9 protein-coding genes are annotated in these 11,573 nt (G+C 77.0%); 6 read left to right on the top strand and 3 right to left on the bottom strand.

Features of this window, described 5'->3' with window-relative positions; genetic code table 11:
• The coding region (locus ACI8AC_RS24635) for an MFS transporter (protein WP_456900491.1) at positions 1-2,339 on the bottom strand (2,339 nt) is incomplete at its 3' end.
• Positions 2,340-2,530: 191 nt separating this feature from the next.
• On the opposite strand from ACI8AC_RS24635, the gene ACI8AC_RS24630 reads away from it, so the two are divergent.
• Both ACI8AC_RS24630 and ACI8AC_RS24625 read left to right on the top strand, forming a co-directional pair.
• Positions 2,531-2,737: a hypothetical protein gene (locus ACI8AC_RS24630; RefSeq protein WP_456900490.1), complete on the top strand. Its 207-nt coding sequence runs from the start codon at positions 2,531-2,533 to the stop codon at positions 2,735-2,737.
• On the top strand, positions 2,734-3,582 hold the full coding sequence (locus ACI8AC_RS24625; RefSeq protein ID WP_456900489.1) for a tryptophan 2,3-dioxygenase: 849 nt from the start codon (positions 2,734-2,736) through the stop codon (positions 3,580-3,582). Before ACI8AC_RS24630 ends, ACI8AC_RS24625 begins: the two co-directional genes overlap by 4 nt.
• A 37-nt stretch (positions 3,583-3,619) precedes the next feature.
• Here ACI8AC_RS24625 and ACI8AC_RS24620 read toward each other — a convergent pair whose 3' ends face one another.
• Positions 3,620-4,399: a sporulation protein gene (locus ACI8AC_RS24620; protein ID WP_456900488.1), complete on the bottom strand. Its 780-nt coding sequence runs from the start codon at positions 4,397-4,399 to the stop codon at positions 3,620-3,622.
• 287 nt (positions 4,400-4,686) lie between these two features.
• Between ACI8AC_RS24620 and ACI8AC_RS24615 the strand changes: the two genes are divergently transcribed.
• Positions 4,687-4,977, top strand: coding sequence for a hypothetical protein (locus ACI8AC_RS24615; protein WP_456900487.1), 291 nt, complete (start codon positions 4,687-4,689; stop codon positions 4,975-4,977).
• Positions 4,978-4,993: 16 nt separating this feature from the next.
• Here ACI8AC_RS24615 and ACI8AC_RS24610 read toward each other — a convergent pair whose 3' ends face one another.
• Positions 4,994-6,193 (bottom strand): transcriptional regulator, encoded by a 1,200-nt coding sequence (locus ACI8AC_RS24610; RefSeq protein WP_456900486.1) that lies wholly within the window; start codon positions 6,191-6,193, stop codon positions 4,994-4,996.
• A gap of 115 nt (positions 6,194-6,308) precedes the next feature.
• Between ACI8AC_RS24610 and ACI8AC_RS24605 the strand changes: the two genes are divergently transcribed.
• The 3 genes from ACI8AC_RS24605 to ACI8AC_RS24595 all read left to right on the top strand — a co-directional run bounded on the left by ACI8AC_RS24605 (position 6,309) and on the right by ACI8AC_RS24595 (position 11,526).
• The gene (locus ACI8AC_RS24605; protein WP_456900485.1) at positions 6,309-8,132 is read left to right on the top strand and encodes an NAD(P)-binding domain-containing protein; all 1,824 of its coding nucleotides are present in this window, start codon (positions 6,309-6,311) and stop codon (positions 8,130-8,132) included.
• A gap of 168 nt (positions 8,133-8,300) precedes the next feature.
• Entirely contained in the window at positions 8,301-10,256 is a 1,956-nt protein-coding gene (locus ACI8AC_RS24600; RefSeq protein WP_456900484.1) for an alpha/beta hydrolase, read from the top strand.
• A 133-nt stretch (positions 10,257-10,389) separates the two neighbouring features.
• Positions 10,390-11,526 carry an alpha/beta hydrolase fold domain-containing protein gene (locus ACI8AC_RS24595; protein ID WP_456900483.1) on the top strand — a complete coding sequence of 379 codons (1,137 nt, stop codon included), beginning with the start codon at positions 10,390-10,392 and terminating at the stop codon, positions 11,524-11,526.
• The last annotated feature ends 47 nt before the right edge of the window (positions 11,527-11,573 follow it).

Below are 11,573 nucleotides of genomic sequence, written 5' to 3'. Positions count from 1 at the left end.
GGCGGGGCCGTGGTGGCCGGTGGCGGGGCCGTGGTGGCCGGTGGCGGGGCCGTGGTGGCCGGTGGCGGGGCCGTGGTGGCCGGTGGCGGGGCCGTGGTGGCCGGTGGCGGGGCCGTGGTGGCCGGTGCCGTGGTCGTCCCGGGTGTGGTCGTCCCGGGTGCGGTCGTCCCCGGCAGCGTCGTAGTGCCGGGGCTCGTGGTGCCGGGGCTCGTGGTGCCGGGGTTCGTGGTGCCGGGGTTCGTGGTGCCGGAGCCCGCCGTGCCCGCGGCCGTGGTGGTCGACGGGGCTGCGCTGGTCGACGGGGCCGCGGCGGTCGTGCCCGGTACGGCCAGCGGCTGGCGGGCCGCGGACGCCCCGCCGGCCGGGGTGCCGCCGGCGACGACGGCGGCCGGGGAGCCGGCGACCGGCGGCGCCAGTAGGCCACCGCCACCGCCACCGCCACCGCCACCGCCACCGCCACCGCCGTCGGTGCCGTCGTCCTCCGGGTCCTCGGGCAGCGCGTCGCCGACCTCGCCGCCGGGGGCCTCGTCGAGGGCCGGCGCGGCGTCGGACTCCCGGGTGTCCAGCGACGCGGCGCGGCCGCTGGCCTCGGTCTCCCCGACGCCCTCGCGCAGCACCGAGGCGAGGACGCCCATGCCGACCAGCACCGCGAGCGCCACCGCCGCGGTGGCCGCGCGCTCGGCCCAGGCCGGCACGCCCCGGCGACGACGGTGCGACGCCGGGACGCGCGACCGCGGCACGGCCGCGGCGGGGACGGTCGACCGCGCCCCGGCCGGAGCCGGGACGGCGGCCGCGGCGGCACCCCCGGCCGGCCGGCGGCCCGCCGACGCCCGCAGCCGTCCCGCCGTCCCGGGGCGGAGCAGGACGCAGGCCAGGACCCCGGCCGCGAGGACCGTGGCGCCCACCAGCATCGCGATCGCCTGGCCCGCGGCGAAGGCGTCCCGTGCCCCCTCGGCGACCGCGGCCCCGCGGACCCCGAGCCCGCCGGCCGCCTCGACCGCCGGGGTGATCCCGGCCTGCACCTCCGCGGCCGCGTCGGCGGGCAGGCCGCGGACGACGCCGGCGACCTCCCCCGCGTAGCCCGTCAGCAGGGCCCCGGCCGCCACCACCCCGCCGAGCGCCGCCCCCACCTGCCGGCTGACGGCGGTGACCGCGGCCGCCCGCGGGCGCGCGTCGGCCGGCAGGTCGTCGGTGACCAGCGCGGCGCCCGGGCCGAGCGCGAGGCCGCAGCCGGCCCCGCAGACGGCCAGCGCGGCCCCGACCTGCCACAGCGGCGTCCCGGCGCCGGCGAGGAGGGCCAGCAGCACGAGCCCGGTACCCAGCACCGCCAGGCCGCCGGCCGCGGCCGCCCGGGCGCCCACCTGCCACACCAGCGCCGGCGCGAGCGGCGCCGCGAGTGCGAACCCCAGCGCGATCGGGGTCAGCCACAGCGCGGCCGCCAGCGGCCCGAGCTCCTGGACGTGCACCAGCCACTGGGGGAGGAGGAAGAGCAGGCCGGAGACGGCCAGGAACAGCAGCAGGACCACCAGGCTCCCGGTGGCCGCCCCGCGGGACCGCAGGAGCCGGAGGTCCAGCAGGGGGGCGCGGCTGCGCAGCTGCCGGCGCACGAAGGTGATCAGCAGACCCGCGGCGGCGGCCCGCGCGGCGATCGTGGCCGGGTCGATCCAGCCGCGCGTCGGGGACTCGACGACCCCGAACGCCAGCGCCCCCAGCCCGAGCAGCAGGAGCAGGGCGCCGACCGGGTCGACGGGGAGGTCCGGGTCGCGCGCCGGCGGGACGACGAGCGCGCACAGCCCCAGGACGACGGCGGCCGCCGCGCCGAGGGCGGCAGGCACGCTGCCCCACCACGAGAACTCGAGCAGCACGCCGGCGAGCAGCAGCCCGAGCAGCGCGCCGGCGCCCGTGACCGCCAGCCACAGGCCGATCACGCGCGGGCGGCGTTGCCGGGGGGCGGCGTCCAGCAGCACCGCCAGCGTCACCGGGAGCACCACGGCGGCACCGACCCCGGTCAGGGCGCGCAGGGCCACGAGCTGCCAGGCCTGGTCCACCAGGGCGGTGGCGATGCTCGCGACGGCGACGAGGCCGAGCCCCGCCAGCAGCGCCTCGCGGCGGCCGAACCGGTCGGCGGCGACCCCCAGGGGGAGCAGCAGGCCGGCGACGACCAGGGGGTGGGCGACGACCACCCAGGTGAGGGCCGTCTGGCCCGCCCCGGTGGCGGCGGCCAGCTCCGGCAGTGCCAGGGCCAGCGACGACCCGACGCCGACCACCAGCGCCGCCGCCGTGCACATGACCGCCAGCAGGGTGCCGCGCCCTCCGATGGCCGTGGGAGTTCCCCGCATCAAACCCCTCCAGCCGCGCCCCGTCGGGCGCCCGGCGCCGAGCGCCCGGCGCCGGTCGCGCGCCAGCATGGTCCGCCCCCGTCGGGCGGCGCAACCTCCCCGGTCCTGCCGCTGCCGGCGGGGCCCACCGGGTTGTGGGCCCCGGCCGCGGCGCGCGAGCATCGCACCGGCAGCGGCGCGAGGAGGCGGCGATGACGGCGCACGGGACACCCGGTGACGGGACGACCGGGGGCGACCTCGGCTACGACACGGTGCACGAGGTGGCGGCGCAGGAGGGGCCGGCGCACCGGGAGAGGGCGCACCCGCCGGCCGGGCCCGGCCGCGGGCCCGTGCCGCCGCGGCCGGAGGACGTCGGCGGGGACCTCTCCTACGACGAGAGCCACGACTTCCGCCGGTGACCGCGCGGACCCCTGGCGGGAGCGGCGGCGGACCGGAGGGCCGGCGCCCGGTCACCGGGTACGCCGAGTACCTCGACCTGCCCCAGCTGCTCGGCGCCCAGCACCCGCGCAGCTCGCCGGTCCACCACGACGAGCTGCTGTTCATCGTCCAGCACCAGACCAGCGAGCTGTGGTTCAAGCTGGTGCTGCACGAGCTCACCGCCGCCTGCCGGTACCTGCGCGGGGACGAGCTGGCGCCGGCGCTCAAGTGCCTGGCGCGGGTGAAGAACGTGCAGCGCACCCTCATCGAGCAGTGGTCGGTGCTGGCCACGCTCACCCCGCGCGAGTACGCGCAGTTCCGCGGCGCGCTGGGCACCGCCTCGGGGTTCCAGTCACACCAGTACCGGGCGGTGGAGTTCGTCCTGGGCAACAAGGACGCCGGGCTGCTCCCGGTCTTCGCCGCCGACCCCGCCGCGCACGACCTGCTGGCCGGCCTGCTGGAGGCGCCCACCCTCTACGACGAGTTCCTGCGGCTGATGGCTCGGCAGGGCGTCGCCGTCCCCGCCGAGGTGCTCGACCGGGACGTGCGGGAGACGTGGACCTACCGCCCGGAGCTGGTGCCGCTGTTCCGCGCCGTGTACGAGGACCCCGCCGCCCCCTGGGGCTTCTACGAGGCCTGCGAGAGCCTGGTCGACATCGAGGACAACCTGCAGATGTGGCGGTTCCGCCACCTGCGCACGGTGCAGCGCACCATCGGGGACAAGCGCGGGACCGGCGGGTCGGCCGGGGTGGCGTTCCTGCGCCGGGCGCTCGACGTCACCTTCTTCCCCGAGCTCTACGCCGTCCGCACCGTCATCGGCACCTGAGCCGCGGCTCCCCGCCGGGGAGCCGCGGCCCGGGGCCTCAGAGCCAGCCGCGCCGCGCGCCGAGCTGGCGGACGACCTCGTCGAGCCGGGCGGCCACGGCGTGCACGTCGGTGTCGGAGTGGGCCAGGCGCAGCCGGCCGCTGACGTCGCGGCCCTCCGTGAGCAGGCCGCCGCGCCGGTCGACCTCCAGCACCACCTCGACCCCCTGCGGGTCGGCCAGGAAGGTCACCTCCACCTCGTTGACCCGGCCGCGCAGCGACATCGGCGGGGCGAACTCGACCTCCTGGTAGAAGGGCAGCGAGCTGCCGGGCAGGTGGCCCTTCTCCACGTCGGCGCCGCGGAAGGAGAACCCGAGGCCGTCGAGGGCCTGCAGCACGGTGCGCTGCACCGGCAGCGGGGTGACGGTCACCGGGTCCAGGTCACCGGGGTCGACGGCGCCGCGGATGTCCACCCGCGTGCGCAGCCCGACCCGCATGCCGCGCAGCGTCCAGCCGTCGATGCTGGTGATCGGGCACTGCCACGGGACGGCGAGACCGAACGGGATGGCGTGCCGGGTGCCCGGCTCGATCCGGCCCGCGCCGGCGACTGTGGCCGTGCCGAAGGCGACGTTCTCCTTCCAGGAGTTGTCCCCGCGCTCGACCTCGACGGTGGCCTCGAGGGCCACGCGGATCTCGGTGATCTCCTGGGCGACGTCGCCGCCGGTGAGGTGGACGGTGCCGGTGACGGTGCCGCCCGGGGTGGTGGTGGGGGTGTCGAGGACGGCGTCGACCGACGCGTTGCCGGCGCCGAGCTTGGCCATGAGGTCGCGGAAGCCCACGGGGGTGCTCCTCCAGGAGTGGGGTCGGGTGTGCCGCGGCATGATGCCCGCCGACCGGGCGCGGCGGAACCTCCGGGCGCGCCGTCCAGCGGGGTCCGTTGACGTGACGTGGGTCACTGACTACGGTGGCGCCGTCCCGAACGACCCCGCGGCCGGGAGCCGCGGCCGTCCGGCGCTGGGGCGAGCCCGCTCGACGACGACGAGCCGCCGCCGGCCTCCCCGCGGGGCCGGCAGGCTGCCGGGTGCCGCCGGTGGACCGGGCCGCACCCGGCAGGAGAGGCGACCCGATGACCGCGAGCCCGGCGGTGTCCCCGGCCGACGACCACCGCGCCCCGTCGGCGCGTCCCGTGGCCCGGCCCCTCCCGGCCGCGGTGGCGGCTCCCTCCGCGCCGCCGCGCAGCCCGGCGGTCACCGCCGGCCGGCCCGTCCCCGCCGGCATGTTCACCGCGATCTGCGCCGAGCTCGGCTACGACCCCTACGCCGTGCTGTCGGTCCGGCTCAACGCGCGGGAGGTCGTCGTCACCCGCTCCGACGAGCACGGCGGCCTGGGCACGGTGACCCACCCGGTCGAGCCGTAGCGGCCGACCGGCGGGGTCAGCGCTCAGGCGGGTGCCGCACGGTCAGCACGACCCCGTCGGCTAGCCGGTAGGGCCGGGTGTCCACCAGGCCGCCGACCACCCGCCGCAGCCGCGAGACCTCGGCGCGGGCGCTCACCCGGTGCGCGTCGTCCCCGAACAGGGCCGTGCTCAGCCCGGCGGCGCTCACCCCGGCCCGCCCCGCGCGGTGCAGCAGCACCAGCAGCTCGGCGTGCCGGCGGGTCAGCGGCGTCCGCCACGGCTCGCCGTCCCCCGGGTGCAGCCGCAGCACCGGCGCAGCGGTGAGGTCCAGCTCGGCGCGCAGGTCGGTGGCCCGGGCCGGTGGTCGGACCAGCCAGCCCTCGCCGAGCCGTTCCGGGGTGCACAGCCCGAGCCCGGGCACGGCGATGAGCCGGTCGGCCCGCGGGACCTCGAGCCGGTCCCGGACGGCGATGCCCGCCTGGTGGGCCACCCAGCCGTCGTCGTCGACGAGCAGCACCGGGCCGCGGACGGTGGCCAGCACGCCCTGCGCGGACCGGCGCACCCGCTCCAGGTGCTGCTGGTGGTGCCGCCACAGCCGGGACTCGGCCAGCCGCACCGCCGTCTCGACCAGCGCGCCGATCACCGGGTGCAGGGTGAGGGCCGGGCCGCTGACGTCGACCACGCCGAGCAGCTCCCCGGTCGCCGGAGAGTGGATCGGCGCGGCCACGCAGTACCAGGGGTGCTGGGCCTGCTCGAAGTGCTCGGCGGAGAACAGCTGCACCGGCGCCGCCTCGGCCAGCGCCGTCCCGATCGCGTTGGTGCCGACGACGCCCTCCGTCCACACCGCGCCGGGGGTGAAGCCGAGGGTGTCGGCGCGCAGCTGCACGGCCGCCGAGCCCTCGCGCCACAGGATGACCCCGTCGGCGTCGGTCACCACGACGAGGAAGGAGGAGGCCTCCGCCGCGCTGACCAGGACCTGCCGCAGCTCGTCGACCACCAGCGACAGGGCCGAGCGGGCCCGCCGCGCCTCCAGCTCGGCCAGCGGCAGCGGCCGGCGGGTGTTGGGCCGGGACGGGTCCAGGCCGAGGCCGAGCACCCGGGACCAGGAGCGGGCGACCACGTCCCGCGGCTGCGCCGGCGGGCGGCCGCCGGCGATGACCGCGTCGTGCACGCGCACCAGCACCCGGGCGTGCTGCGACAGGTCCGTGCCCGGGGTGATCGCCGAGAAGCCGGGCACGCGCACCTCCAGGTCGGCACCGCGGATGCAACCGGCTGCAACCCTCCCGCGCCGGCCCCGCGTGCGGTGTGCTTCCCATCACAGCACGCCCCGACCCCGCCCGGGAGGAGACGCGATGACGCAGACCCTGGACGCGCCACCCACCACCGCCGAGCAGCGCGCGCAGACCTGGCTGACCGGCTTCGAGGACGCCCTTCGGGCCCGCGACGTCGGCCGCGCCGCCGGCATGTTCGCGGCCACCAGCTTCTGGCGCGACCTCGTCTCCTTCACCTGGAACATCACGACCGTCGAGGGCCGCGAGGGCGTCACCGACCTGCTCGAGGGGACGCTGGAGAACACCGACCCGTCGTCCTTCGCGCTGGAGGAGCCGCCCGAGGAGGCCGACGGGGTCACCACCGCGTGGTTCACCTTCGAGACCGGCGTCGGCCGCGGCCGCGGCCTGGCCCGGCTGGTCGAGGAGGACGGCGAGACCCGCGCCTGGACCCTGCTCACCACGCTGCACGAGCTCGCCGGCCACGAGGAGCCCCGCGGGCCGCGGCGACCGATGGGTGCCGAGCACGGCGCGAACCGGGAACGGCTCACGTGGGCCGAGCGCCGGGAGCGGGAGGAGGCCGAGCTCGGTGTCACCGTCCAGCCGTACGTGCTCGTCGTCGGCGGCGGCCAGGGCGGCATCGCCCTCGGCGCGCGGCTGCGGCAGATGGGTGTCCCCGCCCTGGTGGTCGACAAGCACCCGCGCCCCGGCGACCAGTGGCGCGGCCGGTACAAGTCGCTGTGCCTGCACGACCCGGTCTGGTACGACCACCTGCCGTACCTGAAGTTCCCGGACAACTGGCCGGTGTTCTCACCGAAGGACAAGATCGCCGACTGGCTGGAGTCCTACGTCCGGGTGATGGAGATCCCGTACTGGGGCAGCACCGAGGCAAGGCGGGCGACGTACTCGGCCGAGACCGGGGAGTGGACCGTCGAGGTCGAGCGCGACGGCGCGCCGCTGACCCTGCGCCCGAAGCACCTGGTGCTGGCCACCGGCATGAGCGGCAAGCCCAACGTCCCCGTCCTGCCGGGGCAGGACGTCTTCCGCGGCGACCAGCACCACTCCTCGGCGCACCCGGGCCCGGACACCTACGCCGGGAAGCGGTGCGTGGTGATCGGCAGCAACAACTCGGCCTTCGACATCTGCGGCGCGCTCTGGGAGGCCGGCGCCGACGTGACGATGGTGCAGCGCACCTCGACGCACATCGTCAAGAGCGACAGCCTCATGGAGATCGGCCTCGGCGCGCTCTACAGCGAGGAGGCCGTGGCCAACGGGGTCACCACCGAGAAGGCCGACCTCGTCTTCGCCTCGATCCCGTACCGGATCATGCACGAGTTCCAGATCCCGCTGTACGAGCAGATGAAGGAACGCGACGCCGACTTCTACCGCCGGATGGAGGCCGCGGGCTTCTGGCTCGACTGGGGTGACGACGGCTCGGGGCTGTTCATGAAGTACCTGCGCCGCGGCTCCGGCTACTACATCGACGTGGGCGCCGCCGACCTGGTGGCCGACGGCGAGGTGAAGCTGGTGCACGGCCAGGTCGACCACCTCACCGAGGACGCCGTCGTCCTCGAGGACGGCACGACCCTGCCGGCCGACCTGGTCGTCTACGCCACCGGATACGGGTCGATGAACGGCTGGGCCGCCGACCTCATCAGCCAGGAGGTCGCCGACCGGGTCGGGAAGGTGTGGGGCCTCGGCTCGGACACCACCAAGGACCCCGGACCGTGGGAGGGCGAGCAGCGGAACATGTGGAAGCCCACCCAGCAGGAGGGGCTGTGGTTCCACGGCGGCAACCTGCACCAGTCGCGGCACTACTCGCTCTACCTCGCGCTGCAGCTCAAGGCCCGCCACGAGGGGATCCCGACCCCCGTGCACCGGCTGCAGGAGGTGCACCACCTCTCCTGACCGCCCGGCCGGGGCGGCGAGGTCCTCGCCGCCCCGGCCGCGGCCCGTCCCGGCGGGCGCCCGACCTGCGGTTCTGGTACGCAGGACCGGAACCGGGGCGGGCGTCGCCCCAGGGGGACCGCACGACGAGGTCGACGCCGCGCCCTCCGACGCGTACGGAGAGGCCCCATGGACCGTCGTCGGGCGGCGCTGCTGCTCAGTCCCCTGCTCGTCCTGACCGCCTGCGGGGGCTCGGGAGGGGAGGGCGCCGGGCAGGACGCCGCGGCGACCGCCTCCGCCACCCCGACCGGGCCGCCCCCGGAGGTCGAGTGGGGCGCCTGCGGGTTCCAGGTGCCCGCCGGGGTGCAGGTGGACTGCGGGACGCTCCCCGTCCCCGCCGACCGCGCCGACCGCGGGGCCGGCACCGTCGAGCTGGCCTTCGGCGTGGTCCGCACCCCGGACCCGGACCCGGCCGCGACCCCGGTCGTCTACCTCTCGGGCGGGCCGGGCCAGAGCACCCTCGAGCTGGTGCCGCAGGCCTACGGGCAGCTGTACGAGCCGCTGGCCCGGGGCCGCGACCTGGTGCTGCTCGACCAGCGCGGCACCGGCCTCTCGCAGCCGTCCCTGGCCTGCGAGGAGTACGGCTCCTGGGTCCGCGAGTCCCTGGGGGCCGGCCTGTCGCCGGAGGAGCTGCGCACCCAGGCGCTGGACTCCCTGGCGCAGTGCCGGGCGCGGCTGGTCGAGGAGGAGGGGATCGACCTCGACGACTACGACAGCATCGCCTCGGCCGCCGACGTCGACGACCTCCGCCGGGCCCTGGGCCACGAGCAGTGGGACCTCTACGGCATCTCCTACGGCACCCGGCTGGCGCAGACGGTCCTGCGCGAGCACCCCGAGGGCGTGCGGTCGGCGGTCCTCGACGCGGCCTACCCGGTCGACGCCGACCTCTACGAGGAGACCCCGGGCAACGCCGTCCGGGCCATGGAGGCGCTGTTCGAGGCGTGCGCGGCCGACCCCGCGTGCGCCGAGCGATACCCCGACCTCGGCGGCACCGTCCGCGACCTCGTGGCCGAGCTCGACGCCGAGCCGGCGCCCCTCGCCGTCCTCGACCCCACCACCGGACGGCGGGTGCAGGACGAGCTCAGCGGCGCCGCCCTCGCCGGCTTCCTGTTCCAGAGCCTCTACTCGACCGAGCTGGTCGACCACCTGCCCGAGATCCTCGCGGCCGCCGACGAGGGCCGCTTCGACACGATCGGGCTGCTCCTGGGCGCCCTCTCCCAGCAGCTGGACCTGGTGGCCGTCGGCCAACAGCTGGCGATCCAGTGCGAGGAGGAGGTCGCCTTCAGCTCCCGCGAGGAGGTCGCCGAGGCGGTGGCCGGGCACCCGCTGGTCGAGGGCTTCCTGGACGGCGCGGTGACCCTCGGGCCCGCCGTCTTCGAGGTCTGCGAGGCCTGGGACGCCGGCCGGCCCGACCCGGCGGCGGACGAGGCCGTCACCAGCGACGTCCCCGTGCTCGTGTTCGCCGGCGAGCTCGACCCCATCACCCCGCCGCGCTGGGGCGAGGACGTCGTGGCGGGCCTCTCCGACGCGCGGCTCGTGCTGTTCCCGCACACCGGGCACGGTTCCCTGCCGTCCCACGACTGCGCCGTCGGCATCGCCACCGAGTTCCTCGACGACCCGGGCGCGGAGCCGGACACCGGCTGCGTCGACGAGGTGCCGCCGCCGACCTTCACCGCGGACGGCGTGGACGTGACGATGACGTCCTTCGACAGCGAGGAGCTCGGCCTGGCCGGCGTGCGGCCGGAGGGCTGGACGGAGCTCCTGCCCGGCGTCCACCAGGAGTCGGCGCTGGTCTCGCTGGTGCAGCGGGTGGTCCCGGGGGCCACCGCGGAGCAGCTGCTGCAGCAGCTCGCCGCGCAGCTGGGCACCGGGCAGCCGCCGCAGGCGGTCGAGCAGCTGGAGACCGGGGCCCTGGCGTGGGACCTGTACCGCATCGACGACCTCGGGCAGCGGGTCGAGCTCGCGCTGGCCGACAGCCCGCGGGGGCTGGTGCTGGTCCAGCTGACGACGACGCCGGAGCGCGGGGACGTCCACCGCGAGCAGGTCTTCCTCCCCGCGGTCGAGGCGCTGACCCCGGCGCCCTGAGGCGGGCAGGCCGGCCGGGGCCGCACCGCCGGGCGGGGCCGCGCTGCCGGGCGGGGCCGCGGGGCGTTGCCGCGGGTGGCCGGCGTCACTAGCGTCCGGGCACCGCGGGGGCCGCCGACCGCCAGGAGGAACCGTGACCACGACGTCCGAACCCGCCGCAGCCCCCGCGCCGCCCACCGCCGGGCCGCGGCTGCCCGGCCGCCTCGGGGACCCCGCCGCCGAGTACCGCACCGACCCCCGCGCCGCGCGCCCGCTGCGGGAGGCCCTCGCCCGGGTCGGCCTCGACGCCGCGGCGACGGCCCCGCCGCTGACGAGGGAGGCGCCGCTCGAGGCCCGGCTGGAGTTCATCCGCGGGGCGCACGACGCATTCGAGGGTCTCTACGCCGCGCTGACGGCGGAGCAGCCACCCCGCGCCGACGTCGTCCGCACCCGGACCGCGGCCCCGGGGCGGGGCGGGCACGACATCCCGCTGCACGTCTTCCGCCCGGCCGACGCCGACCCCGGGCGGGCGCTGCCCGGGCTGGTCTACGTGCACGGAGGGGGCATGACGATCCTGGACTGCACCAACCGCGTGCACACCCGCTGGTGCGAGGACCTCGCCGCGCAGGGCCTCACCGTGGTGGCGGTCGAGTTCCGCAACGCCGGGGGGCCGGCCGGGCACTTCCCGTTCCCGGCGGGCCTGGAGGACTGCTGCGACGCCGTCGACTGGATGGCCGGGCACCGCGACGAGCTGGGGATGTCCTCGGTGGTCCTGCAGGGCGAGTCCGGCGGGGCCAACCTGGCGCTCGCCACGACGCTGGCGGCCAAGCGCGCCGGCACCCTCGGGGCGATCGCGGGGGTGTACGCGGCCGTCCCGTACATCTCCGGCGGCTACGGCTGGTCCCGCGAGGAGAAGCTGGCCGAGCTGCCCTCGCTGGTGGAGAACGAGGGCTGGTTCCTCCACACCGCGATGATGGACCTGCTGGTCAGCGGCTACGACCCCGACGACGCGCACCGGCGGGACCCGCTGGCCTGGCCGTACTTCGCGACGGAGGAGGACCTCATCGGGATGCCGCCGCACGTCGTCACGGTCAACGAGCTGGACCCGCTGCGCGACGAGGGCATCGCCTACTACCGCAGGCTCCAGACGGCCGGCGTCCCCGCGACCGGGCGGGTCAACCTGGGGCTGACGCACGGCGCCGAGCTGGTCTTCAAGGAGGCCGTGGGGGACGTGTACGACGCGACGGTCTCCGACATCGCGCGGTTCACCCGGGCGGTGTCGAGCGGCTGAAGCCCGGTCCGGCGGCACGACGCGGCCCGGCACCCGTGACGGGTGCC

Source organism: Geodermatophilus sp. SYSU D00758 (assembly GCF_054049955.1).
The sequence above is the reverse complement of the archived record's forward strand: the minus strand, read 5'-3'. Positions and strand labels throughout refer to the sequence as shown.